This window comes from Oscillospiraceae bacterium (assembly GCA_015068645.1).
Lineage (GTDB): Bacteria > Bacillota > Clostridia > UMGS1840 > UMGS1840 > SIG452.
On the sequence record SVKD01000013.1, the window covers coordinates 13520 to 38587 of the forward strand.

Genomic DNA, 25068 nt, shown 5'->3' on the forward strand with positions numbered 1-25068 from the left:
AAACGGGGAATGCTAAAACATCAAGGAAGATAAGGGGGAGGTGTATATCATATAGGCCTGTTCCAGCATATCTGTCCATTCGGAGGGAAGTTTTGCCTGACGCAGATTTTCAATCAATTTTGTAAAGTCTGTGCCTTTTGTCCAGTTCATTAGATCTTCTTCGTCGGGATTGTTTATATCCAAGGACAGCGTGTCAGTGGGGTAGGAAATTCCTCTGAATTCCTTTTCAATAGCATGATTGTTAACAGTTAATGCCAAGCCGTTGTCATAGTATACTTCAATTTTAGCTGTGCCTTCTGTTTCAGAGAGGGTTTCCCAACTGATTTTTAAGGAAATATCTGCAATAGTGGACATTGACTCATCTATTGTAGCAATGGCTTTATTGGCGCTGACAAAAACTGTTCCGCCGGTGCCGTCTGCCTTATAATTTTCTGTGCGGATGGTAATAATATCCATTCCCATTACTTTTACTGCGAAATTTCCATTGATTTTTCCGTCAGTAATCGTTCCGGTTCCGCTAAATTCTAAAGTAACAGTTCCCATTTGAGAGGAGATGGGAATCTGGAGTTCCACGCTGATCTGATCTCCGTTAGTTACAGCATAGTAGCTCATTTCTTCGCCGTCTACTTCTATTTTAAACCCTACAAATTCATCTTCCGCATCCGTATAAACGTAAATGGTTGCTGCGGTTTCTTCAGAGCCGTCATTCAAATATTCTTCGGTTTGGGTAATAGCTTTTACAAAGTCTTTTGCATCTGCACCGGTTACAGAAGAAATGTCATTTATGTATTTTTTGAGGATTTCGTCATTTTTTGCTTCAGCAATGAGCGCTTTTGCAATATTGTTGCCGTCCTGTTCACTTAATTTAATTGTGGAAACTTTTACGTCCTGAGAAACACCGTTAACTGCTAAAGTAGTTTCGGTTTCTTCGATGGGGCCCATGGCAGATTCGATGCATTCAACGTAGCGGTCCAGAGTGTTTTTCAAAGTGTCTTCATCAGGAATTGCCGAAAAGACAGTTTCCATACCAGCATACGTTTCCTGCATCATCTGTAACTGTCTTTCGTCTGTGTTGGTAGACAACTGAATGTACTGAGAGTTGTAGGAAGGAAATCCCACATACATAGACATATCGGTATAATCCACACTATAATCCAGATCCAGCAGGTCAGAACCGTTTACCCGGAGTGTTTCTGCATATCTCATCTGGGGACCCTTCACGGAAACGTCGCCGGAGAGGGATAGGGTATCAATCCAATCGGTATAGGGAGAAATATCAGTTCCGGAAAGATCTTCAATCAGGGTATTGAACTTATCTCCCAAAGTGATTTCTGCCTCAGAGGAGGTCGCAACACCGTTCACAATTTTGTCCTTCATTTTTGTAATTGCTTTTGCAATATCGCGGGTATATCCTTCTTCACTTTGTGCAATGGGAGGAGTAAAAGTGTTATTCCACCATGTGGTGAGTTGAGGCCAAAATGCCCAAGCGGCAGCGCTGACACACAAAATTGCAGCAATTAAAATAGAGCAAACAGTTACTTTTGCTTTTTTGCTCATTGATTTTTTTGTCTTTTCGGGAGGAATTCCCACAGCAACTCCACGGTTCTGTGTGGTGTTCTGATTATTGGTGCCAAAATTCTGATTTGCGTGAATCAAAGCAGTTCCGCATACTCTACAGTAACGCTGATCATAGGGGTTTGAAGTTCCGCAAGAGGGACAAGCGTTTCCCTGCGCATTTTTTTGATTTGCAGAATCTGCATATTCAGAAGAGTTGTTAGCACCGCCTTGTGCAGGAGTGGCATCAATGGTGGGCTGGTCATTTTGAACAGCTTGATGGATTTCTTGTTTCCGGGCAGCTTCATATGCAGCACAAGCAGGGCATAAAGATTCCCCGTCATTTATTTGTTTTCCGCATTTTTCGCAAAACATATGGATAACTCCTTTCTAAAATAACAATTGCTTTTTATTGTTTTACTGACTCCATTATATTACACTTTATGGATAATGTCAACAAAAAATCAATGTGAGAAACTGATTTTTGTGAGAAGCTGTTCCGATAGTTCGCTCAGGTCTTGATTTATGAAAATAACTGTGGTATACTAATATGGTAGTCAGTTTTTGATTTGATCAATGTATGGCTGTTTTGCAAAGCTATTCAGCCTGCGGCAAATTCTTTTTGGGGAGTTGCCGATTTTTACGGAAAACAAAAGAGGAGAATTTAATATGATTCAGTGTTATTTCGGCAACGGGAAAGGAAAGACGACCGCTTCCGTGGGAGCATCCATCCGTTATCTGGGCTGTCAAAAACGAGTGCTGTTTGTTTCTTTTTTAAAAGATGGAACCTCTTCTGAACTTGCAATTTTAAAAACAATTCCTGGTGTAAAAGTGAAAATACCCGCTGTTTCTTATCATCTTTTTGATAATCAGAATCCCAAGAAAAGCATGGACTTTTCTCAGGCGTACACTCGGTTTTTCTGCGAAGAAATAGATATGTTTTCTTCACAGTTTGATATGATTGTGTTAGATGAAATTTTAGATGTTGTTGATTTCGGTTACATTGCAGAGAATACTTTTTTGGAAAAAATACAGCAATGGAGCAACACTACAGAACTTGTTTTAACAGGTCATCGTCTCTTGCCGAAAATTGCAGAATGTTGTGATTACATTTCTGAGATTTGTTCCCGGAAACATCCTTATGAAATCGGAGCCCTGCCCAGAAAAGGGATTGAATATTAAAAATGGTGCAGAGAATGCCATCAAGACTCTGAATGTGTCCTGAATGAATGTTGACATTTGGTTATGAAATGTGATAAAATTACTCGGTTAGTTTATCATAGAAGAATTTTTATGGAAATATTTATAGGGGGAACCAAACATGAATTGGTCTCAGATTAACTGGGTTTATGTGATTGCGCAGGCATTCGGATTGTTGCAGAGTACTTGTTGCATTATCGGACCGTATTTTAAATACAGATGGCAGATGCTTGTAAATTCTATGGTATCTGTTTCGTTTTTAGTAATTAACCTGATTCTGCTTAGTATCGCAGTTCCGGATAGTCCCGTGAACCTTTCGGGTATTATCATCAACAGCGTTGCTTTGATTGTGTTGAGTTTTTCACTTTGGCATGTGCGAAAAGGAACTCAGGCACCTATTGTTGAAAAAGTGATTTTCTTTGTGGTTTTTGTGGCACTCGGATTTGTAGGTTTTCAAGATTGGATTGATATTTTTCCAATTTTAGGTGCAGTATTTTTTATGCTGGCATCATTCCAACATGATGAACAGAAGACCCGTGTGCTGTATCTGTTCAACACGCTTTCCTGGTTTACTTATCATTGCATCTGCAAAAATTCTGCTGCAATCGGTCAGGCAGTTGCATTTACTATGTATGCCATTGCATTGTATAGCTACGGCAAAAAAACGGCACAAACAACGAAACAATAAGTATTTCACAAAAAACTCCTGCGGATTTTCCGTGAGAGTTTTTTTCATTTTGCCGTAAAATATGTATTTTTTGATATTTTTTGGGATCCCCACACCAAATCCCACACTTTTTTTTAAGAAAATCTGGTTTCCCACACTAAATTTTTCAGAAAGTGTGGGGATTTTTTTAGATTGATTCGATATAATGAACTTGTCAAAGAAAGTTTGGTGAAGATGATGGCGAGATCTTACATCGGAATTTTCCAAACAGTTTGCTGACAAAAATGAATCAAAGGAGAAGATGATTATGAAAAGAATCCTTGCAAGCGTTTTATGTATTGTGATGTTATTGTCACTATCCTGTGCTGTTTTTGCAGGCAGTGTAAAAGTTGATACCGACATTCCGATGTTGGATGCCACAGAGTTGAAGGCAGAATGGAAAAAAGACCAGATTTTTACTTTAGCGAATCCTGCTCCCTGGAATCTGGAAGAATTAAAACAGGTTGTGGATGTGCAGGATCCCAGAAGCGTGGCAGCTTATTACGTATGGGCCGTTGCACGTATGGTGGATGATTATGATGACGGTATGGAAATGATGAAGTACCTCTTTGCAGATATTGAGCCCTACGGTAGCGGATTTACTGAAGGTGGACGGTCTGCAGGTTGGGATACCTATTTCAATGACAGGTTAAAGAGCAATGATTATAAATGGCTTCCGTTCGCATATTTTGAAGGAGCAAGTGCAGATAACGGTTTTACTCCCGCAAGACCGTTAACCTTAGAGCTTTATTATAACAATACCAATACTGAAACCATCAATGCTCAGACTTTAGACCAATACGGCAGACTGAATATTGTGTACTGGGTAAAGAGCCATGGAGCAGGCAATCAGGTGAATATCACCGTCAGCAAATTTGAAGACAGTAACCGTTTTTATGTAACCAGTGGTGCAACCCCGTCTGCAATCTTTTATGATCAAAGAGCGGGACTTACCAGTGCTGCCAAAAAGATTATTGCCGCAAGAACCGACGACGGTACCACTCAGGCAGAACATAACGCTTTTTATAAAACTGCAGTAGAATTGCCGTTTACCGATCTTCCCGACGAAGAACATATCAAAGAAGCAATTGCATGGGCGTACACCAATGGCGTTACCTCCGGTACCAGCACCACCACGTTCGGACCGAAGGATAACTGTACCAGAGGTCAGGTGGTAACTTTCTTATGGAGAGCCGCAGGACAGCCTGCGCCTACCAATACCAACAATCCGTTCAGCGATGTTAATCCCGGCGATTATTTCTATGATCCCGTTTTGTGGGCGGTAGAAAAAGGTATTACCACAGGAACCAGCGAAACCGAATTTTCTCCTAATGCAACCTGTTCCAGTGCACATATTATCACGTTCTTATACAGAGCAATGGGAATCGGTGCAAACGGTTGGTATGAAGAAGCGAAAACCTGGGCAACCGGTGCAGGCCTCCTGGAAGGAACCGGAATCATTGTTTCTCCTGAGGAACAGTGCCCCAGAAGTGCCGTTGTAACCTTCCTTTACAGAATTTACAACTAAATTAGATATTGTAATACGAATCGAAAAACTGCGTAGCATTTGCCTACGCAGTTTTTTCTGTATTCGGTTATCATTTGACGAAATCAACATATTATCTGCATAAAATAACTTATATTTTTTAGAAATGACGCGATGAAATGGTAACATAAAACTAAATTTTTTTACAAATAGGAGGTGCACCATAAAAGCGTTCTGAAAAAATACTTACTTTCTACAAAAATGCCAAGGATGATAACGCCTATCAATTTTATTTTATGTTGCACCAAAATTTTCAATCAGTGCGGATATTTTAATTCTGTTCTTGACAAAAACGTGATGTTGTCTTATAATAGTAAAGCTATGCCTTACTTAGGCATCAGGATGAATAACGGAAAAATCAAGGAAATGTATAACGTGGCAACAGAATCCTGCAGCGTACCTTATGATTCTCCGGTCAATGCCAGGAATCTTATCAAAGCAGGGGAAACCTATCGTGTTAAAGTTTCCTACGATGTGAAATAGCAGGAGGGCAAGATGAACGGTTTTTTATCGAATTTTCTCACAGTAGGGGCCCAGGTATTGGTTCTTTTCTTACTGATTTTAGTCGGTTATTTGTGTAACAAAGCGAAGCTTTTAACCAAAGAAGCCAACAAACGAATTTCAGATTTGGTAGTTATTGTGGTGGCACCTTGTGTGATTGTTAAATCCTTTCTAAGAGAATTTAATCCTCGAATGTTAACAATGTTACTGTTGGCATTGCTGATTGCGGCAGTATCCCATATCGTGATGATACTCTTGTGCGCTCTTTTGATTCGGGATAGAGACGAGCAACGAAGAAGAGTGCTGCAGTTCGGTGCAATGTTTTCCAATGCAGGCTTTATGGCAATCCCTTTGCAGGAAGCTCTTTTGGGAGTTGATGGCGTGTTTTTCGGAGCAGCATATTTAGTAATGTTTTATATTTTTTCGTGGAGTTGGGGCGTTTTCCTGATGACAGGAGATCGCTCGAAAATCACCGTGAAGAAAATCCTGGTCACCCCCGGTGTTATTGGTGTTGTGATAGGGATGATTTTGTTTGTTTCCTCTGTAAAATTGCCTAACGTGATTACAACCACCTTGGGACATATTTCCAACCTGAACACGCCCCTTCCCATGATTGTAGTGGGGTATTATCTGGCAGAAAGTAATTTGTTGGTTGCCCTAAAAGACAAAGGAAATTACCTTTGTATGGGCATTCGCTTGATTTTCTTCCCGCTTCTGACATTGGGGATTTTGTACTTATGCGGTGTGAGAGGGGCAATCATGACGTCTATGGTAATTGCCATCAGTGCTCCTGTAGCTGCAATGACAACCATGTTCTCCGAAAAATTCGAAGCAGATACCATTTTATCCGTTCAGCTGGTGTCCTTATCCACGCTGTTCTCTATGATAACAATGCCTGTGATTGTGGCACTTGCCCAGATGGTTGCATAACGAATAAAAGCTTCCGGTGGCGTTGATGACAGAGTACCTGTATGTTCTATGTTACCTGTAGGTGCAAGCCGTTTTTGTCTCAGTAAAGTTCCTCAGATTGTGAAAGATGATACCTTTATCGTATCTGCATCTAAAAGAAACCAGCCTCCCCAATTCTAAGAGAAGATAATAAGAACCCGACCCGATGACGCAATCAAAGATTGCGGTCGGGTGCCCCGGAACCTTGTTGTATTCACAATAAAAATCCCTCACAGATTCCTGTGAGGGATTTTTTGTGTTTTTGATGTTTTCAGCCGATTAGTCGTTCACATCGATAACCACTTTGAAAGTTTTTTCTTTGCGCTTATCAATCATATCCAGCACCATCGGGATATCTTCCAGTTTGAAACGGTGAGAAATCATACCCTTGGTGGTTACTTTGCCTTTGCTCATTAAATCAATCATTTCCAGATAGTCGGTAGGAACATACATGGTAGTTCCAAACAGGGAAAGTTCATGCTGAACAAAGTCGGGTAAAAGCGGAACAATGTATTCGTTCTGCAGAACCCCGATAATAACGATTCTGGAACCTCTGTGTGCGATTTTTAAGATATTGTTCATAACGATACCTTTTTCGCCTACACAGTCGTAATAAACGGTGATTTTTTCCGCGCCTAAACGAGCTAAACCTTCCTCCAAGCTTTCTTTGGAGCAGTCAATCACGCCGGTTGCACCCAGAGAGGTTGCGATTTCCAAACGTTCTGCATCCATATCTGCAATATATACTTTTTTTGCACCTAATGCAAAGCAGCTCTGCATACAGAATACGCCGATGGGACCTGCACCTACGATTAAAACAACATCGTCGGAGGTGGGATTTGCACGTTTTGCACCGTGGTATGCCACGCAAGCAGGTTCTACCAGGGCAGCATCATCCATATTCATCTCATCGGGAATTGCGATTGCCATTTCGGAAGGAATGCAGAAATAGTCACACATTGCGCCGTCTGCTTCTGCACCGGTGCAACGAAGAGATTCACAGAAGTTGTAAATCTTCTTTTCGCACATATCGCATTCTTTACATACCAAGTGAGGAATTACGGTAACACGTTCGCCGATACGGCTTTCGGATACGCCTTCCCCAACACTGTCAACCACACCGGAAATTTCGTGACCGGGAACCAGCGGATAAGAAACATAAGGATGTAAACCTCTGTAAATAGTGGGGTCAGAACCGCAAATACCGATTCTTTTTACTTTCAGGCACACTTCCCCCGGAGCAGGAGTGGGCTTTTCGGCTTCCACCAAGCTCATTTTGTAAGGTGCTTCTAAAACAATCTTTCTCATTTTTTACGCTCCTCTTTTTACCAATTACGCGCCTCTTACAGCTTCAATGCCCAGGAATTTACAGAACATTGCCAAAGCATCAGCAACTTTGGGATCGTGAATCAATACACCATGATGGATTACACCAACGTCGATCATTTTCTGTTCCCAGTCTGCTACGTCATTTACTTTGATCCAAGCATATGCACCACGAGTCATAGGACCGATGTCCACTGCTTCGCCGGTGCCGTAGAAGATGGAGAATTTACCGCCGTATTCAACCATACGAGCACAGGTAACAGGACCATCTTTCATTCTAAATTCCATAGAACCGTGACAAGTGGGGCTCCACAGACCTAGTCTTTCGTTCATCATCAGATGTTTCTGGCTATTTGCTGCACACAGTTCACAAGCAGCGTTACCGCAATGCCAAGCCAACCATACGTTGGGTTCGGTGGGATGTAAGTCGGTCCAGTCAATAAAGTCTGCAGGAGTCTGACCTAATGCACAGCCGTTTAAGATGTGCATGGTGATTGCACCCATAGTATCTACTTCACAACCAACAGAGTAACCCTGAGAGTTTAATCTGGAGAAAGTGGAGCAAGCTGCGATGTTGTATTTATGCTGCAGGGTTTCCCAACAGCTGGAAGCGATTACTTTACACTGATTTTCTTCTGCTAAGTGAATCAGGGTTAATTCAAATCTTGCCTGATTGATAATTGCATTGGGAATTTCGTCGGAGAGAATGTCTGCACCGTCACGGATTTCTTTTGCCACTCTTAACACTTCGGGATCATCCATTGCTAAGGAATCCATATATTCGTATGCGGTTGCTAAATCAACGGGGCATACGGTCTGAGCAAATTTGTTCATTAAATCTTCTTCGCTGTAGAACTGGGATTCAAATTTGGTGGGTCTTACGCCAACCTGCAGGATTCTTGCACCAACAAAGTTCTGGATAGCATTACAAGCTCTGGTAAAGCTTTCCACTTTTTCAGAGAAGATTGCATCTTCAGGATTGCAGGTGATGATATGTTCAAAAGTGAAACCGCGACGTTTTAATGCGGAGCAGGTCATAAACTGACCGCACCAGGTATCGGTTGCACGGTTACCAAATTCGGAGTAAGGACCGCTCTTGGTTGCAAAATGAAGAACGGGCATATCTCTTCTCATTTTGGACATTAACGCACTCACTGCGATTTCCAAACCGAAGTTCATATTGCCGATGATAATACCCTGCACGTTTTCTTTTAAGAATAATTCTGCAGTTTTTAAACCTTCTTCCACAGTGCCAACGCAGCCGTCTTCGGTTAATTCTTCGGAAGGTACTACGATTTCAAGTCCGGGAATGTTTTTGAATACGTCCAGACAACGAGCACGCATTTTGCCTGCTAATTTGCCGGTGTACTGGTTACCGTCCCAGGATTCCCAGGTAGACGGTACAAAGCCGATTTTTACAGTTTGCATAGTTTTAATCTCCTTTTTATTTCAAATTTGTTTTTACAGTGTTTTTTAAGCTTTCCACATCAAGTCCCTGCTCTTTGTAGAGATTATCAGGGGCGGTGGAAGAACCGTATTTGTGAACGCCCAAAGTTTTTAAGTTGCAACAAGTGCCGCAAAGGATTCTTGCCACTTCTCCGCTGATACCGGTTTTCACATTGTGGTCTTCGTAGGTAATCACAAGTCCTGTTTTTGCTGCTTCTAAAATAGCATTCGTATCTAAATCGCAAGGAGTGGAACAGTTTAACACACTCACTTCTATTCCTTCTGCTTTTAGTTCATCAGCTGCCTGAATGGCTCTATGCACCATGTTACCGTAAGTAATCACGGTAGCCTGTCCACCTTTACGGAGCCACTGACCTTTGCCATAAGTAAATGTCAGGTTGTTTCCGTTAGCATCTGTTAAAACAGGTAATTTGGAACGTCCGCCAATGACCGCTACGGGATAGGGCACGCTCATGGCATACCGCACTGCACCGTCTGCTTCATTGGCATCTGCAGGAACGATTACCTGAAAATAATGCAGATTGCCCAGTAAACTGATATAATCAATCGCCTGATGGGTTTTTCCGTCTTCCCCAACATCCAACCCTGCGTGAGTGGAAAACAGCTTGTAGGGTGCTTTATTGATGTCCGCCATACGGTTCTGACTGTAGGTTTCTGCAATGTTAAACATGGCAAAATCCGCGTGAACGGAAATCATACCCGATTTTGCAACTGCTGCAGAAGCGGTTGCCGCATTATGTTCTGCAATTCCGCATTCAATAAATGCCTCGGGACGAAGCTTTTTAAAATCGGTTAATTTGACGGAACCTTCTAAATCACAGTCAAATGCCGCCATGGGAACATCGGGATTTTCTTTGGCAATATCAGCCAATGCATTCCCTAAAGCCGAACGGATATCGGAAGTGCCTTCGTAAGTTCTGCCGCCCGATACGGGAATCACAGGAATCTCATATTGTTTGGTACTTGGTTTTTTAATCTCTTTTAATTTGATTAATTCTTCTTCGGTAACCGAGAATCTTGCTATGGCAGTTTCGGCAAGATCTTTGCTGATAACGGTGCCGTGATAATGCCAGTCATCTTCAATTTCAGGAATGCCTTTTCCCATCACCGTTTTTGCTAAAATGCAAAGCGGTTTTTGGGTATCGGTCTGAAGTGCTTTTGCCAATTCGTCAAAATTATGACCGTCAACCGTTACCGCATCCCAGCCGGACATTTTGTATTTGTCTGACAGTTTCTGGTCGGTGGTGGCATCAACGGTTCCGCAAGCCTGTTGGTTGTTATCGTCAACAATAGCAACCAGATTGGTAAGACCTTGTTTTAAGGCAAATTCTCTTGCTTCCTGAAGCTGACCTTTTTGCTGTTCACCATCACCCATTACAACAAATACTCTGCCTGTTTCCTTCTGAAGTTTCTTTGCAAGGGCAAATCCGGCACCAACCGAAAGTCCCTGTCCCAAACTTCCGCTACACCATTCCACACCGTTTACGGCAAGGGACGGATGCCCTTCGTAAGGTGCTTTTCTTCGGAAATTTGCAGTGGCTTCGTTGATATCAAAGTAACCGAAGTTACCAAGTGCAGCATAGAGTGCCGCTGAAGTGTGACCGTGGCTCACAACCAGACGGTCATTATCTGTCATTTCGTTTAATACCGCTAAGTAGATATCAATAGAAGACATGGCGCCGCCAATATGACCGCTGCCTGCTCCCATAATCATTTCTAAAATTTCTTTACGACATTTTCTGGAAAGTATTTCAAGCATCTTAGTTCTCTCCTTGATCTAAAATCTGATAGGTGATTTCAAACACACGGCTTTCACCGGGTGCAAGAGTAATGATGCTTCCGGTTTCTTTTGCTTTCTGGGTGCCCTGGGGTAATGCGGTGCAGGGTTCCAACCCAACTACATACTCTTTGGTGTTTAACATTTTCCATTCGTTTAGGAAAGGAAGTTGTTCTTTTTTGTAAGAAAGCATAACGCCAAGACCTAACTTATCGTTAACTAATTTTACGTTGACTTTTCCGTCTTTATCGGGATTTAAGTCCACAGAATAACAACGTTCTGCAATATCCTGGATAGGATTGGTCATGTTGAATGCATCGGAAAGTTCGTTGATTGCTTCTTCGCTCTGACCAATAATTTCTTTGGCATCACATTCCACTCTGGCACCTTCATCCAGCAAAGGATAGCCTAAGTTGATGTGATATAAAAGCATCATATCCTGCTCTTTGGCACCACGGTTGGTCACAGTGTCACGAATGGTGAATTCGCTTTTGCCGAATGCAGTTTCAATTTCACGGCGAAGGGTTAAGGATTCTCCGTGAAGAATTCCTTCTTTCACCACGCCGGACACTTTCATTTTGTATTCTCCGTTTTCATAATCTTCAAACAGAGAAACCTGTTCTGCCGCAGCATTGGAAATTCTGCCGTGTAACCCGTAGGAGCGTTTGCCGATGACTGGATGATCCACTTCTTCGGGGCCTCCCACGTTTAACAGACCGCAAGTGGTTAATCCACCTGCAAAAAAGTTATGTAACCAGTTCATCCCGTTGCTTTCATAGTAAGCTGGAGAAACAACTCCTGTTTTGGACATATAGCTTACGGGAATGCCGCGGTAGGAAATCCATGCAATATCCATTCCGCGACCGGGTAAAACGGTCAGTTCCAACCCGGAGCCGGTATGAATTTCCACGGCTTCCACGCCTTTTGCTTTGCCTTCTTTGAATTCATAACGACGAAGACCTGCCACCTGAGACATATCTCCGATTTTATTTAAATCTAAATTTTTGTAATTCCAGTATTTCATAATGTTACAACCTTTTTCTCTTTGTGAGATTCTAATGCTGCAGTGAGCAGTTTATGAGAAAGTCTGGTTTCTTCAGGAGTGAAGCAACCGAATTCCACTTTTTCTCCGGAAACTTCCTTCATAAAGGAGCACCACATTTGCAGGATAGAATCGGTGAAACCAAATTCAAAAATACTACCGGTGATGGTGGGGAACTGAGGTTTGTAACCTACGTTCAGACGGCACCAAGCCTGTTCTTTGCCAACTGCGTTGGTATAGCAGAAAGCGTTGGGGTCATTGCTGTTAAATTTACCGGAAGCTTCCAGACCGTACACTTCGATAAACCATTCATCGGTAGATCCGGGAGACATACGTTTGGTTTCTAAGAACATGGGGAAAACGTCTCCGTTTTTATCTTCTGCTTCACAAACCAAAGTTGCATTATCCCAGGTTTTACAGGGAGCCATGCCGCCTTTTCCGTCGGGACGTTCGGTGCAGATGTTAGAAAGCACCGCATACACGCTTTTGGGTATCCAGCCCATGCGGAAGGGAACGTGCTGGGTGTGAATACCCAAGTCCCCCATACATCCGTATTCACCATTGATTTCAATGGTACGTTTCCAGTTGATGGGTTTGGTTAAATCCATATCACTGCTGTGGTTAAAGCCTGCGTGTACTTCAATGATTTTACCGAATTTGCCTTCCTTTACCCAACGGATTAATTCCTGACAAGCGGGGAAGAAGGGGAATTCGCTGGCACATCTTACAATAACACCGGGATTTTCTTCTAAAGCTTTTAAAATTTCTTCGTTGGCAGCTTTATCAATGCCGAAGGGTTTTTCACCTAAAAAGTGCTTTCCTGCTCTGATGATGTCAGAGTATACCTGTCCGTGCAGGTTATGAGGCAGGGCACAGTAAATGGCATCAATATCTTCTTTGTTTAAAAGTTCTTTATAGTCGGAGGTCACATATTTGATAGAATCAAAATTGTCGGTAAACCATTTGATTGCCGCATCGCTGAAGTCGCATACGCCCACAATTTCAGGTGCAGGCACATCTTCTGTCAAGTGGCACCATCTTGCTGCTGCAGAGGCAAACTCTTTGCCCATCAATCCGCAACCGATAATGCCGAATCTGATTTTTTTACTTGTTTTGCTCATAATGTTAGATCCTTTCTATCAGTAAATATATTATTACACATATATTGTATCATAGATAGCAAATTTTTTCAACAACATCTTCCACATAATATCATATCATATTTTTTTTAATGTTTTGCTTGACTATTAGGCAAAAAATATGATATAATCGTCAAAAAGAAAGAAAATGAAGGGAGATGACGGTATGAACAACAATTTTATGATGAAATCTTTAAATCCTTTTTTTGTAAATGTTTCCAAAATGAACGTGACAGCATCCAATGCAGACCGTAAAACTGCTCCCCATATTCACGAATACTGCGAAATTTATGTCAATCTTACCGGGAATGTTTCCTTCGTGATAGAAAAGAATATTTACTCCGTAAAATCAGGAGATATCATCATTACCAAGCCCTATGAATATCATCATTGTGTGTATCACGATGACAGTGACCATCTTCATTTCTGGCTGATGTTTTCTGTCAATGAAAACCCTGAACTTTTTAAATTCTTAACTGAGAAAAAGTCAGGTCACCGCAATCATATCCGTCTATCGGAAGAAAAGAAAGAAAAATTTATAACCCATTGTGAAAATTTGACCCAAAATAGTCCTGAAAACAGTATTTCTCAGATGGCTGTTTTCTTTAAAATCCTCTCCTACATTGAAGAAGGAATGGAAAAATACAAAGTTTCCAATACCAATGTTTCTCTTCCGAAGAGCTTGAAAAACATTTTGGATTACATTAATAAAAATTTTGCATCTATCCATAGTGTCAACGAAATTTCGGAAAAATTTTTCATCAGTATCTCTACTTTGGAACGACATTTTAAGCAATATTTATCCATGACGCCAAAACGCTATCTGGAAGATAAAAAACTGCAGAATGCTTGTTTGTTACTCAGGCAGAATGCATCTGTAACAGAAGCTTGTTTTGAAAGCGGTTTTGACGATTATTCGCATTTTATTACTATTTTTAAAAAGAAATTTGATGTGACCCCGTTAAAATATAAAAAATCCATGATGGCAGAAAAGGACCATCTGAAAAGTTGATCATAAAAAAGCGGCTGACAAGCTTGTCAGCCGCTTTTTGTTTTGAATGATATTGTTTTCTTATATCAGTTTATCACATTTTAGTAACATCAGCATTGCCATTTCGGTGGCTTCTAAGAAGCCTTCAATGGATAAGAGTTCGTCAGGCTGATGCAGATTTCCGTGACCTTTCGGCAAATCGAAGGGGATTTCTTTTCGCACCATGGTGCCGATTTCCACTGCACAGGGCAGGTGACGTCCGTAGGTTCCGCCTGCATTCACCAAAGATTTTGCTTCACTGTCGCCTGTGTAGGATTTATAAACATCCAGACACGCCTGAACGGTGGGTAAATCTTCGGGTAATACGTGGGTAGCCATTACGTGAGAGAAAGTCACATCCCATTCTTTTTCGCCGAATTTTTCGGTTAATTTCTTCTGCAGAGCATCAGGGTCGGTGGTAGCACCATAGCGAATATCAAACACCAGGGAAATACAACCATTTTCCAGACGGACAATACCATTTGTGCAGGTTAATTTTCCAAAATCGGGGTCGGTATTTTCAATCTTCAACCCTTCACCATAGGAGCATCCTAACAGTTCTTTCACAAAGGAAAGCTGTTTTTGGTCATTTTCACTTAATAGGGTGCAATCGGATAAGAAATCAGTGATTAAAAATCCTGCATTTACAGAGCCTTCGGGGAATGCGCCGTGAGTGGATAAGCCTTCTGCATAGAGTTTGATTTCACCGTCTTCCAAAGATACTTTCACCGAATCGGTTTCTTTTGCTTTTAAGATGTCGTATAAACCGTCTTTATTTTTAAGTTTCAGGGTTGCTTTTCCCAAAATAATATTAAAGGAAACACCGCCGTGAAAACAGGTCACGTCATCCATAGGAATTCTGGAGGTTGCAGTTGCCTGAAACATTCCTTTGTTGCCACGGTATAAGGGAAATTCTGAATCGCAAATTAACGAAAAATCGGGTGCTTTATGCGTTTTTGCATAGTTTTCAATATCCTGCATTCCGGTTTCTTCCGAAATCCCAGTGAAAGACACGATTTTACTTTTGATGGGCAGGTTCAAATCCCGTATCATTTTCATAATATAGAGAGATGATACCACGGCACATTTATCGTCAGACACGCCACGTCCGATTAAAAATCCGTCTTTTTCGGTGGCAGAAAATGGGGAACCAAGCACCCAGTCGTCACCTGCAGCCACCACGTCGGCGTGGGCAAACAGACCAAGACTTTTTTCTCCCTCGCCTAAATAGGAAAGCAGATAACCGTCTTTGTGGTAGGTTTCGGTTTGAAAACCGTTTTGTTCATATAATTCTTTTACATAATCCAACACTTCGGCACATTCTTTGCCAAAGGGATACTCTTTGCTCACATTCTGTTGTACCGAGGGGAATGCCACCAGTTTTGACAACTGGGCAATCATTTCGTCTCTGTGAGACCAAATATAATCGTGAATTTGTTTTTGCAGCATTCAAATTACTCCTTTTTTATATGCTATGCAAGAGAAAACTTTTTCATGATTTCATCTTTTTGCTCCTGCAACAACACAAGTTTTGGTTTTCCGATATAATTTAAGTTATGGCGTTTGACCATTTCTTTTGCCATCATCAGATTTTTTTCGTCATAGGCATCCATTGCGGTATGCGCGTCCATACCAAAGGTAACAGGGCATCCAACTTCTCCCGCTATGGCAAAAAAACGGTCTCCGGGATACACACACAAATCTCTTGCACCGTTAAAATTGATTTCTAAGGGGATGTTATATTCTTTGGATGCAACACAGATTTTTCTCATTTCCTGTTCGTAGAGCGCGTCATTATCACCAATGTAGTCCAACAGGTCAGGATGCGCCACATAGCTGAAAATTCCCGTTTCCATTCCTTTTAACACACAATCCACATATTCAAGAATATCGTCATCGTTGGTGGTTTTGGCACCGGAGGGATAACCATTGGGATATTCGTTTTGCAGATAGTGTTGCCCTAAAATTAAATATTCGGCATTGTTATCCAATGCAGATTTCAGCATTTCTTTGAAATATAGGGGATAGTATTCCATTTCGTAGCCGATTTTAATATCAATCTGATTTTGATATACTTCCCTCAGACGGTTTGCTTCCTTAAGATAGGTGGGCACATCTGCCAAATAAATGCGGTAAAAACTTGCTTCTTTTCCATCGGGAAAACGGAAAGGGAGATGCTCCGAAAATCCAAGATGGCGAATGCCGTTTTCGATGGAGCGTTTCACATATTCTTCCATTTCACCGGTTGCGTGATGACAGTATTTAGTATGTGTATGATAATTATAGTCCATAACGAAAGCTCACTTTCAAAAAAATCTTTTTTTATTATAACATATTTTTAAAAAACTGTCAACGAAAAAAAGAACCTTTCCGAGAGGAAAGGTTCTTTTAAAATGAAAAATACTATTCAAATTGGAAAGAGCCTGAAATCAAGGTGACAAGATCCTTTCCAACCGTTAAAAGTCCACCTTTTGCGGTTGCCTTTTTTTTGGTGTCATCTTCTAAATAAATCACAACAGGCGCTTCCACCAAAGAGGTCACAAAGGGGACGTGTCCTGCCATAATGGCAAGCTCTCCCTCGGTACCTCGAACGCTTAATCTTAGCACATCTCCCTCAAATAAATTGCCGTCGGGAGAGGAAACAATCAGATGAAAGGTATTCATTATTTCTGCACCTTCTTCGCTTTTTCGATGGCTTCATCAATGGTACCCACAAATAAAAATGCAGACTCGGGCAAGTCATCGTGTTTACCTTCGATGATTTCTTTAAATCCTCGTACTGTTTCTTTTACAGGAACATAGGTTCCTTTGATACCGGTAAACTTTTCAGATACATCAAAGGGCTGGGACAAGAAACGCTGAATTTTTCTGGCACGACCTACCAACAGTTTATCCTCGTCGGATAATTCATCCATCCCCATAATGGCGATAATGTCCATCAGTTCGTTATATCTTTGCAGAATTCTTTGCACTTCTTTCGCCACTTTGTAATGTTCTTCGCCCACGGTTTCTGCCGATAAAATACGGCTGGTGGATTCTAGTGGGTCAACCGCAGGATAAATCCCCTGAGACGCAATGTTTCTTGCCAAAACGGTGGTTGCATCCAAGTGAGCAAAGGTGGTTGCGGGAGCAGGGTCCGTCAAGTCATCTGCAGGCACATAAACTGCCTGAATGGAAGTGATAGAGCCTTTTTTGGTGGATGTGATTCTCTCCTGTAGGGCACCCATTTCGGTTGCTAATGTGGGCTGATAACCAACCGCAGAAGGCATACGTCCTAACAGAGCGGACACTTCACTACCTGCCTGAGTGAAACGGAAAATATTATCAATAAATAATAAAACATCCTGACCTTCTTTATCGCGGAAATATTCCGCCATGGTAAGACCGGAGAGCGCAACTCTCATACGTGCTCCTGGGGGCTCGTTCATCTGACCGTACACCAAAGCCGTGTTGGAAATAACTCCGGACTGCTTCATTTCGTTATACAAGTCGTTTCCTTCACGGGTACGTTCTCCAACCCCTGAGAAAACGGAGATCCCGCCGTGTTCTTTGGCGATGTTGTTAATCAGCTCCATAATGAGAACGGTTTTTCCAACACCTGCACCGCCGAACAACCCGATTTTACCACCCTTAGAATAAGGGCAAATCAGGTCAATAACCTTAATCCCTGTTTCAAACATTTCATCAGAAGTTGCCAACTCTTCATATTTTGGGGAAGGGCGATGGATATTCCAGCGTTCTTCGGTTTGTGCTTGAGGTAGATTATCTACCGCATCACCTAACACGTTAAATATCCGTCCTAAGGTTTCTTTCCCAACAGGCACGCTGATGGGGGCCCCCGTATCGATTACGTCCACGCCACGCTGTAAACCGTCGGTGGATGCCATAGCAATACATCTTGCGGTGTTTCCGCCGATATGCTGAGCAATCTCAACAGTTAAGGTGCGGTTTTGCATGGGAATCTGGAGCGCGTTATAAATTTCGGGAAGCTCGCCCTCTTTAAAACGGATATCCACTACAGGTCCCATAACCTGCAGTACTTTTCCAATATTTTTAGTTTCTTTGGTTTTTTTGGTATCTTTGGTATTTTTGTTTTCCTTTTCCAAAAAAAATCACCTCTTTATTCATTGCCGCTTCCGGCAACAATTTCCGTGATTTCCTGGGTGATGGCACCCTGTCTTGCACGGTTGTATTCCAGTTTTAAATCTTCAATCATTTGTTTTGCGTTCTTGCCTGCACTGTCCATCGCCATTCGTCGTGCTGCCACTTCCGAGGCAAAGCTTTCCCGTAAGGCAGAAATTAAAAGTCCTGCCACATATTCTTTTGCCACCTGGTTTAGCACCGTTAACGAGTCGGGCTCAAAAATCATGGAGCTGTCCACGGCTTCACCTTTTTTGAAGGGGAGAATCCACTTGATTTTTGCTTCGTTTGCCATTACCGAAATATATTCGGTGTATAAAATGCCCAAACGGTCAAACTTTCCGTCCGAAAAATCACGGCATAAGCTTTCTGCCAAGGGATAAGCATCGGCAAAATAATATTTTTCCGAGGATTTTACTTCTTTGCCGTAGCGTTCACAAGCCCGTTTCCCCAGGGGGATGATTTCGGCATCGGGATATTGAGATGCCAGTTTAAACACATTGGCATTATAACCACCTGCCAATCCTCTGTCACCCGCAATCACAATAAGACGGGTTCTTTCACCGCCATCGTTTCGCATAAAGGGACTCTTTAAGCATTCGGTGGAAGCGGTTAAAGAAGCGATGGCTTTTTCCAAAGAGGCGGTGTATTCTCTTGCTTTTAACATTCCTTCGTTGGCACGTCGGATTTTGGAGGAAGCCACCAACCCCATAGCTTTGGTCAACTGCAGGGTAGAGGTAACGCTTTTGATTCGGATTCGTAACTCTTTTGTGTTATCTGCCATAGATTACACCTGCACTTTCGCAAGAATTTGTTGCAATTCGTGTTCTAAGGTTTCGTCGTACTCTCCGTTTTCGATTTTAGCTAACCAGCTTTGGTATTCGTTTTCTAATTTCGCAAACAGATTCTGTTCATATTTTTTTACATCAGAAACTGCAACGGCATCCAAAAATCCTTTGATTACCGCATACACAATGGCAACCTGACAGCCAACACGAACAGGAGCATTTCTGCCTTGTTTTAACACTTCTACAATTCTCTCACCCAATGCCAAACGCGCTTTGGTATCGGCATCTAAGTCACTTCCGAATTGTGCGAAGGACTGGAGTTCTCTATACTGTGAGTAGAGCAGTTTTAATTCCCCGGACACTTTTTTCATCCCCTTAAGCTGAGCGGAACCGCCCACACGGCTTACGGAAATACCGGGGTTGATTGCAGGCATAATGCCCGAATGGAACAACTCGGTTTCTAAGAAAATCTGTCCGTCGGTAATGGAAATCACGTTGGTGGGAATGTAGGCGGACACGTCGCCTGCCTGAGTTTCAATAATGGGCAGGGCAGTGATGGAACCGCCACCGTATTCTTTTGCCACACACGCCGCACGTTCCAACAGTCTGGAATGCAGATAGAATACATCCCCCGGATATGCTTCACGTCCGGGAGGACGGCGGATGAGCAAAGAAAGAGCACGGTATGCCACCGCGTGTTTGCTTAAATCATCATAAATAATTAAAACATCTTTGCCTTGTTCTCTGAAATGTTCTGCCATTGCACAACCGCTGTAGGGGGCAATATACTGAAGGGGTGCGCTTTCTGCAGCAGTTGCAGAAACAATAATGGTGTATTCCATAGCACCGTTTCGTTGCAGTTCACTTGCTAATTTTGCCACAGAGGTACTCTTCTGACCAATGGCAACATAGATACACAGAACCCCTGTGTTTTTCTGATTGATAATGGTATCAATGGCAATTTCGGTTTTCCCGGTCTGACGGTCGCCGATGATTAACTCACGCTGACCGCGACCAATGGGAATCATACTGTCAATTGCCTTAATTCCTGTTTGTAACGGCACATTTACGCTTTCACGTTCAATAATGCCGGGTGCTTCCGATTCAATGGGACGGGTATCATCATATTGGATGGGGCCTTTTCCGTCAATGGGTTCTCCCAAGGCATTTACCACACGACCCAATAAGTTTTTACCAACCGGCACGGATAAAACTTTTCCGGTACGGGACACATTGGCACCCTCACGGATATTGTTTTTGTTGGATAAAATGGCAACGGACACAGTTTCTTCTTCCAAGTTTTGTGCCATACCGAAGCTTCCGTCTTCAAATTCCAACAGCTCATTTGCCATACAGTTTTTTAATCCGTAAACCTGAGCAATTCCGTCACCCACTAAAATAACTTTCCCCGTTTCTTCCATTTGCACACGGGATTTATAGTTTTCAATTTGTGTTTTGATAATCTGACTGATATCTTTCGGATTCGTCATAATTTCATCACTTCCTTCATCCTTTGCAGGCGTTTTTGCACACTGCCGTCAATCATCTGATCCTCTGCGGTGATGGTGAATCCGCCAATGAGAGTTTCGTCAATCTGATAGATGGGGCAGATGTGCTTTCGGTACTTATCTTCCAGTTTTTTGATGAGTTTTTCTTTTTGCTCCTCTGCTAAGGGGATTTTGGATGTTATGGTTACGGTAATGGTGTTGGAAACTGCCATTTCCAGCTTGAAAAACTCTTTGATGATTTCTGAAAGTTTTGTGATATAATTATTTTCACATAACAGCTTTAACAAGGATACCACATCCTCCGACAATTCCTTACCAAAGGCTTCATCAATAGCCAGAAGTCGTTCGGACAAGGGCAGGGCAGGAGTGGTAAGATACATAGGATACTGAGGAGTTTCCTTTAGCACCTCTTCGATTGTTTCCAACTGTTGGGCGTACTCTTGTACCTTGTTTTTTTCCATGGCGATGGCAAACAAGGCTTCCGCGTAAGCTTTACTTGTGTCCTTCATGTTCGCCACCTATTTCATCAATCAAGGAATCAATCAGCTTTTTGTGGTCTTCTGCGTTCATTTCACGTTCCAGCACTTTGCCTGCAAGCATTGTACCCACGCTGACAATTTCTTCCTTGACGGTTTGTTCTGCTTTTCTAAGTTCCAGTTTTGCATCTGCTTCTGCCTGACGGCGGATGTCGTCAGCTTTTTCTTTGGCTTCCGCCAAAATCTGCTGTTCTCTCGTTTGGGCAGTTTGCACGGCAGACTGAATCAAGCTATCCGCCTGAGATTGGGCTTCTGATAGCTTTTCTTCGTATGTTTGCTTGTCGGAAAGTGCTTTTTTCTTGGCATCTTCAGCTTCCTTGTACTCATCGTCAATAGTTTGCTGACGTTGAGCCAACATTTTCTTTACCGGTTTATACAGAAATTTTTTCACTAATAGATAAAGAATCAGAAGATTTAAAAGAGCAAACAGCATTTCCCAAAGATTAATCGAGATAATTGGTAATGATTGCATCTTACATGCTCCCTATCTGTTTTTTTAGGTTTATTTGGGTAACTGAGACATGGTGTTTACTAAGATATCCACCAGAATATTGGGCGCAACAAAGATTAAGATAATCGCAATAACTAATGCGTAAAGACCGGTGGTTTCTGCAATGGCACAACCCATCAGCATCGTGGTGGTAACGCTACCTTTAGATTCGGGCTGACGTCCGATTGCTTCGCAGGCTTTTGCCACGGCGTTACCTTCCCCGATACCGGGACCGATGCCGGCAATCATTGCCAGACCTGCACCTAATGCACATGCACCTAAAATTAAACCAATTGCGAGTTCCATAAAAGTACCTCCGTTTATAGAAATTGAATTTTTAAGCTTCTTAATTTTTTTATGCTACTTGTTTGTTTTCGTTTTTTCTTTGTTTTTTTAATAGTTTTTTCTGTTTTCTTGCTTCGTGTTCTTCTTGAGGATAAGCACCTGCCACATTCATCATGGTAAGCATTGCAAAGATAAAGGCTTGCAGACATCCTGAGAACACATCAAAATAGATGGATAAAATTGCAGGAATTCCCAGACGGAACCAGGGTAACTCACCAAACAGTCCCGGTAACCATCCAAATACCAAAGCGGAAAGTCCGGACAGCGCTACTGCCAGTAAGGTGGAAATAACTGTTCCTGATAAAATGTTTCCGTAATGACGGAAACTCATGGAAATAGGTGTGGCAAATTCGCTTAAGAAGTTGATGGGGGCAAGCAGTGCCACAGGTTCGGTAAAACTCTTTAAGTAATAAAGAGGACCGCATTTTAACTTGTAATAAGTGATTAAAATAAATACCAGAATTGCCCAACCGCCCACCACATTGATATCCGATGTGGGAGGGAACAGGCCAATCAAAGAGCTTAAACTGGATAAGGCAGACAGTGCCAGCATTGCGATGATAAAGGGGGCGTATCCCATAAACACTTCGCCCATATTTTCGCGGACCAGATGGTCCACTTTTTCCACAATCCATTCTGCGATGAGTTGACGTTTCAATTTGGCTCGTTCACTGATTCCGTGCACCATATATAAGCAGAAAAAGAAAATGGTTACGGTCACCAGCAATGAGTTAATTTGTGATTCGGTCACAGGGAAATTCTGAATGGGCATCGGAATGGTGAAGAAGATTCTGGCGCCTGATAGGGAAATTCCGTCACTTTGAGGCTTTGTTAACACTTGAATGCCCATCCCTACCAAAAGAGGCAGAATCATCATCACGATATAAAAGGTATCCACCAGCTTAAAACGACGGCTTGTTTTGGTCAAAGAATATCACCTCTTTAGTCTTTGATTTCTCTGATAATGAGAGGACGCAGTGACACCGCAATTCTCGGGAACAAGAAGGGAATCACTACTGCAATTAAACGAAACAGGGGTACGAAATGTCCCACCAGGGCAAATGCCAACAGGAAAAACATTCTTGCCGTCTGCGAAAATTTCACTAAGGTTTTGGCGTCTTTTTCTTCTTTGGTAAGAGCATTCTGAACGGTGATTCCCATTAAAAGGAAATTGCAGACTGCACCGAGTGCTCCCCAGATATTGCCAAGTAACACGGAAATATCCCATTTTCCAAGAATCAGAAACACGGATTCCATTAAAACACTCAAAACAAAGGTTACCACGGCAATATAGCGGGTTTCACGAAGGACGGTTGCATCTATTTTTTTCATCACGACACCTCTTAGGTTCTCCGGAACAATCGGAGAAAAAGTCTATAAATTCATTTTATCCTATTTTTAGGAAAAATGCAAGAAAAAACACAAAAAATACTTAAATTTTTGTCAATTTTGTCTTAGTTGTTGAAAAGTCGGAAAAAATATGATAAAATAAATCGGAAGAAAGGGGGTATCAAGATGGAAAATATGCAAGGAAAAACATATCTTTGTATTGATTTAAAATCCTTCTATGCCTCCGTGGAATGTATCGAACGGGGATTGGATCCCATGAAAACCAACCTGGTGGTTGCAGACAGTTCCCGTACCGAAAAAACCATTTGTCTTGCGGTGACACCCTCGTTGAAACAGTATGGTCTTTCAGGGCGTTCCCGTCTGTTTGAAGTGGTGAAACGGGTTTCCGAGGTAAATGCAGAACGTTTGCGTCGGGCACCCAATCGCACCTTTTCGGGAGAATCCCATCAGTCTGATTTTCTGGAAAAGGATTCCTCTCTCAAGCTGACTTATTTAGTGGCACCGCCCCGTATGGCACATTACATGGAATACAGTACCCGTATTTACGATGTGTATTTAAAATATGTTTCCCCCGATGATATCTTAGTGTATTCCATTGATGAAGTTTTTATTGATTTAACTGCATATTTATCTTATTACAAAAAAACGGCAAGAGAACTTGCCCTGACCATTATCCGTGATGTTTTGGTAACCACGGGCATTACTGCTACGGCAGGAATCGGCACCAATTTATATCTTGCTAAAATTGCCATGGACATAAAAGCCAAAAAAATGCCTGCCGACAAAGACGGTGTGCGAATTGCATTTTTGGATGAACAAATCTACCGCAAAGAACTGTGGAATCATCAGCCGTTAACCGATTTCTGGAGAGTGGGGGAAGGTTCTGCCAAACGACTGGCAGGAAAACAGATGTACACTATGGGTGACATTGCAAAAGCCTCTGTATCACCCTACGGTAGACAGATTTTAAAGAAACTCTTCGGTATCAACGCCAAACTGTTAATTGATCACGCCTGGGGATATGAACCTTGCACTATCGCAGAAGCCAAGGCGTATATTCCCGAAAACAGAAGCTTAAGTTCAGGGCAGGTATTGTCTGTTCCATATGATTATGAGAAAACGAAACTGATTGTGCGGGAAATGACCGAACTGATGGCATTAGACTTAGTGGAAAAACGGTTGCTCACCGACCAGATGACTTTAACCCTTGGTTACGATACCGAAAACGTCACCAAAAATTATCGTGGCAATGTGGAAACTGACCGTTACGGCAGAAAAACACCAAAATCTGCTCACGGAACGGTGAATTTATCGGAAATGACTTCGTCCACTACGCTGATGCTGGAAGGGATTTTAAGCTTATTTGAGCGGATTGGAGATCCGAACTTAACTGTCCGCCGTGTCACAATTACGGTAAATCACTTGGTGTTGGAACAAGAATACAAAAAAGAACCAACCTATGAGCAACTGAATTTGTTTACCGATTTTTCCGAAAAGCAGAAGCGAGAAGCACAATTAAAAAAGGAGCGAAGCCTTCAGGAAACCACTGTGAAACTTCGCAACCGCTTCGGCAAAAACGCCGTATTAAAAGGCACCAACCTGCAGGAAGGTGCCACAACCATGGACAGAAACCGTCAGATTGGCGGCCACAAAGCGTAGGTGATTTTTTTGGAAT

At 42.2% G+C, this 25068-nt stretch carries 24 protein-coding genes; 7 read left to right on the forward strand and 17 right to left on the reverse strand.

All coding sequences use genetic code 11. The features are described 5' to 3' along the window. Positions 1-12 precede the first annotated feature (12 nt). The gene (locus E7413_06955; GenBank protein MBE7019594.1) at positions 13-1929 is read right to left on the reverse strand and encodes a hypothetical protein; all 1917 of its coding nucleotides are present in this window, start codon (positions 1927-1929) and stop codon (positions 13-15) included. A gap of 201 nt (positions 1930-2130) precedes the next feature. Between E7413_06955 and E7413_06960 the strand changes: the two genes are divergently transcribed. The 5 genes from E7413_06960 (at position 2131) to E7413_06980 (ending at position 6437) form a co-directional block, all read left to right on the forward strand. After that, entirely contained in the window at positions 2131-2736 is a 606-nt protein-coding gene (locus E7413_06960) for a cob(I)yrinic acid a,c-diamide adenosyltransferase (protein MBE7019595.1), read from the forward strand. 139 nt (positions 2737-2875) lie between these two features. Then, positions 2876-3442, forward strand: a complete 567-nt coding sequence (locus E7413_06965) for a YgjV family protein (protein MBE7019596.1) — start codon at positions 2876-2878, stop codon at positions 3440-3442. A gap of 280 nt (positions 3443-3722) precedes the next feature. Next, a complete protein-coding gene (locus tag E7413_06970) occupies positions 3723-4988 on the forward strand; it encodes an S-layer homology domain-containing protein (GenBank protein MBE7019597.1) in 1266 nt (421 codons plus the stop codon). 228 nt (positions 4989-5216) lie between these two features. Beyond that, positions 5217-5489, forward strand: a complete 273-nt coding sequence (locus E7413_06975; protein MBE7019598.1) for a hypothetical protein — start codon at positions 5217-5219, stop codon at positions 5487-5489. Positions 5490-5501: 12 nt separating this feature from the next. After that, entirely contained in the window at positions 5502-6437 is a 936-nt protein-coding gene (locus E7413_06980; protein MBE7019599.1) for an AEC family transporter, read from the forward strand. A gap of 297 nt (positions 6438-6734) precedes the next feature. Here the strand turns inward: E7413_06980 and E7413_06985 are convergent, their stop codons facing one another. From E7413_06985 to E7413_07005, 5 genes are read right to left on the reverse strand one after another with little or no spacing between them, the layout of a single operon-like run. Beyond that, positions 6735-7763 (reverse strand): hypothetical protein, encoded by a 1029-nt coding sequence (locus E7413_06985; protein MBE7019600.1) that lies wholly within the window; start codon positions 7761-7763, stop codon positions 6735-6737. A 24-nt stretch (positions 7764-7787) separates the two neighbouring features. After that, on the reverse strand, positions 7788-9209 hold the full coding sequence (locus E7413_06990) for a hypothetical protein (protein ID MBE7019601.1): 1422 nt from the start codon (positions 9207-9209) through the stop codon (positions 7788-7790). Positions 9210-9225: 16 nt separating this feature from the next. Further along, positions 9226-11007: a transketolase gene (locus tag E7413_06995; protein MBE7019602.1), complete on the reverse strand. Its 1782-nt coding sequence runs from the start codon at positions 11005-11007 to the stop codon at positions 9226-9228. Position 11008: 1 nt separating this feature from the next. Beyond that, positions 11009-12049, reverse strand: a complete 1041-nt coding sequence (locus E7413_07000) for a DUF4432 family protein (protein MBE7019603.1) — start codon at positions 12047-12049, stop codon at positions 11009-11011. After that, on the reverse strand, positions 12046-13188 hold the full coding sequence (locus E7413_07005) for a Gfo/Idh/MocA family oxidoreductase (protein ID MBE7019604.1): 1143 nt from the start codon (positions 13186-13188) through the stop codon (positions 12046-12048). The genes E7413_07000 and E7413_07005 overlap by 4 nt, the downstream gene beginning before the upstream one ends. Before the next feature lie 166 nt (positions 13189-13354). Between E7413_07005 and E7413_07010 the strand changes: the two genes are divergently transcribed. Continuing rightward, entirely contained in the window at positions 13355-14218 is an 864-nt protein-coding gene (locus tag E7413_07010; protein MBE7019605.1) for a helix-turn-helix domain-containing protein, read from the forward strand. A 60-nt stretch (positions 14219-14278) separates the two neighbouring features. On the opposite strand, the gene E7413_07015 is transcribed toward E7413_07010, so the two are convergent. The 11 genes from E7413_07015 to E7413_07065 form a co-directional block, all read right to left on the reverse strand. Then, complete coding sequence (locus E7413_07015; GenBank protein ID MBE7019606.1) at positions 14279-15685, reverse strand: M20 family metallopeptidase; 1407 nt, start codon at positions 15683-15685, stop codon at positions 14279-14281. 23 nt (positions 15686-15708) lie between these two features. Then, complete coding sequence (locus tag E7413_07020; GenBank protein ID MBE7019607.1) at positions 15709-16527, reverse strand: histidinol-phosphatase HisJ family protein; 819 nt, start codon at positions 16525-16527, stop codon at positions 15709-15711. 112 nt (positions 16528-16639) lie between these two features. Continuing rightward, positions 16640-16900 carry a hypothetical protein gene (locus E7413_07025; GenBank protein ID MBE7019608.1) on the reverse strand — a complete coding sequence of 87 codons (261 nt, stop codon included), beginning with the start codon at positions 16898-16900 and terminating at the stop codon, positions 16640-16642. Continuing rightward, positions 16900-18264 carry a F0F1 ATP synthase subunit beta gene (gene atpD / locus E7413_07030; GenBank protein ID MBE7019609.1) on the reverse strand — a complete coding sequence of 455 codons (1365 nt, stop codon included), beginning with the start codon at positions 18262-18264 and terminating at the stop codon, positions 16900-16902. The genes E7413_07025 and atpD overlap by 1 nt, the downstream gene beginning before the upstream one ends. Positions 18265-18356: 92 nt before the next feature. Further along, on the reverse strand, positions 18357-19160 hold the full coding sequence (gene atpG, locus E7413_07035) for an ATP synthase F1 subunit gamma (protein ID MBE7019610.1): 804 nt from the start codon (positions 19158-19160) through the stop codon (positions 18357-18359). Between the two features lie 3 nt (positions 19161-19163). Beyond that, positions 19164-20657 carry a F0F1 ATP synthase subunit alpha gene (locus E7413_07040; protein MBE7019611.1) on the reverse strand — a complete coding sequence of 498 codons (1494 nt, stop codon included), beginning with the start codon at positions 20655-20657 and terminating at the stop codon, positions 19164-19166. Next, entirely contained in the window at positions 20651-21181 is a 531-nt protein-coding gene (gene atpH / locus E7413_07045) for an ATP synthase F1 subunit delta (protein ID MBE7019612.1), read from the reverse strand. The genes E7413_07040 and atpH overlap by 7 nt, the downstream gene beginning before the upstream one ends. Continuing rightward, the gene (gene atpF / locus E7413_07050) at positions 21165-21680 is read right to left on the reverse strand and encodes a F0F1 ATP synthase subunit B (GenBank protein MBE7019613.1); all 516 of its coding nucleotides are present in this window, start codon (positions 21678-21680) and stop codon (positions 21165-21167) included. The genes atpH and atpF overlap by 17 nt, the downstream gene beginning before the upstream one ends. A 30-nt stretch (positions 21681-21710) precedes the next feature. Next, positions 21711-22004, reverse strand: coding sequence for an ATP synthase F0 subunit C (gene atpE, locus E7413_07055; protein MBE7019614.1), 294 nt, complete (start codon positions 22002-22004; stop codon positions 21711-21713). 49 nt (positions 22005-22053) lie between these two features. Continuing rightward, positions 22054-22971, reverse strand: a complete 918-nt coding sequence (locus E7413_07060) for a F0F1 ATP synthase subunit A (GenBank protein ID MBE7019615.1) — start codon at positions 22969-22971, stop codon at positions 22054-22056. A gap of 14 nt (positions 22972-22985) precedes the next feature. Beyond that, the gene (locus E7413_07065) at positions 22986-23375 is read right to left on the reverse strand and encodes a hypothetical protein (protein MBE7019616.1); all 390 of its coding nucleotides are present in this window, start codon (positions 23373-23375) and stop codon (positions 22986-22988) included. 192 nt (positions 23376-23567) lie between these two features. On the opposite strand from E7413_07065, the gene E7413_07070 reads away from it, so the two are divergent. Next, the gene (locus E7413_07070) at positions 23568-25052 is read left to right on the forward strand and encodes a DNA methylase (GenBank protein MBE7019617.1); all 1485 of its coding nucleotides are present in this window, start codon (positions 23568-23570) and stop codon (positions 25050-25052) included. Positions 25053-25068: the final 16 nt, after the last annotated feature.

Bases quoted from the DNA above. Each gene is read 5' to 3' on its own strand.
- E7413_06955 (MBE7019594.1), bottom strand. From the start codon at position 1,929: ATGTTTTGCGAAAAATGCGGAAAACAAATAAATGACGGGGAATCTTTA.
- E7413_06960 (MBE7019595.1), top strand. From the start codon at position 2,131: ATGTATGGCTGTTTTGCAAAGCTATTCAGCCTGCGGCAAATTCTTTTT.
- E7413_06965 (MBE7019596.1), top strand. From the start codon at position 2,876: ATGAATTGGTCTCAGATTAACTGGGTTTATGTGATTGCGCAGGCATTC.
- E7413_06970 (MBE7019597.1), top strand. From the start codon at position 3,723: ATGATTATGAAAAGAATCCTTGCAAGCGTTTTATGTATTGTGATGTTA.
- E7413_06975 (MBE7019598.1), top strand. From the start codon at position 5,217: ATGATAACGCCTATCAATTTTATTTTATGTTGCACCAAAATTTTCAAT.
- E7413_06980 (MBE7019599.1), top strand. From the start codon at position 5,502: ATGAACGGTTTTTTATCGAATTTTCTCACAGTAGGGGCCCAGGTATTG.
- E7413_06985 (MBE7019600.1), bottom strand. From the start codon at position 7,763: ATGAGAAAGATTGTTTTAGAAGCACCTTACAAAATGAGCTTGGTGGAA.
- E7413_06990 (MBE7019601.1), bottom strand. From the start codon at position 9,209: ATGCAAACTGTAAAAATCGGCTTTGTACCGTCTACCTGGGAATCCTGG.
- E7413_06995 (MBE7019602.1), bottom strand. From the start codon at position 11,007: ATGCTTGAAATACTTTCCAGAAAATGTCGTAAAGAAATTTTAGAAATG.
- E7413_07000 (MBE7019603.1), bottom strand. From the start codon at position 12,049: ATGAAATACTGGAATTACAAAAATTTAGATTTAAATAAAATCGGAGAT.
- E7413_07005 (MBE7019604.1), bottom strand. From the start codon at position 13,188: ATGAGCAAAACAAGTAAAAAAATCAGATTCGGCATTATCGGTTGCGGA.
- E7413_07010 (MBE7019605.1), top strand. From the start codon at position 13,355: ATGAAGGGAGATGACGGTATGAACAACAATTTTATGATGAAATCTTTA.
- E7413_07015 (MBE7019606.1), bottom strand. From the start codon at position 15,685: ATGCTGCAAAAACAAATTCACGATTATATTTGGTCTCACAGAGACGAA.
- E7413_07020 (MBE7019607.1), bottom strand. From the start codon at position 16,527: ATGGACTATAATTATCATACACATACTAAATACTGTCATCACGCAACC.
- E7413_07025 (MBE7019608.1), bottom strand. From the start codon at position 16,900: ATGAATACCTTTCATCTGATTGTTTCCTCTCCCGACGGCAATTTATTT.
- atpD (MBE7019609.1), bottom strand. From the start codon at position 18,264: ATGGGACCTGTAGTGGATATCCGTTTTAAAGAGGGCGAGCTTCCCGAA.
- atpG (MBE7019610.1), bottom strand. From the start codon at position 19,160: ATGGCAGATAACACAAAAGAGTTACGAATCCGAATCAAAAGCGTTACC.
- atpH (MBE7019612.1), bottom strand. From the start codon at position 21,181: ATGAAGGACACAAGTAAAGCTTACGCGGAAGCCTTGTTTGCCATCGCC.
- atpF (MBE7019613.1), bottom strand. From the start codon at position 21,680: ATGCAATCATTACCAATTATCTCGATTAATCTTTGGGAAATGCTGTTT.
- atpE (MBE7019614.1), bottom strand. From the start codon at position 22,004: ATGGAACTCGCAATTGGTTTAATTTTAGGTGCATGTGCATTAGGTGCA.
- E7413_07065 (MBE7019616.1), bottom strand. From the start codon at position 23,375: ATGAAAAAAATAGATGCAACCGTCCTTCGTGAAACCCGCTATATTGCC.
- E7413_07070 (MBE7019617.1), top strand. From the start codon at position 23,568: ATGCAAGGAAAAACATATCTTTGTATTGATTTAAAATCCTTCTATGCC.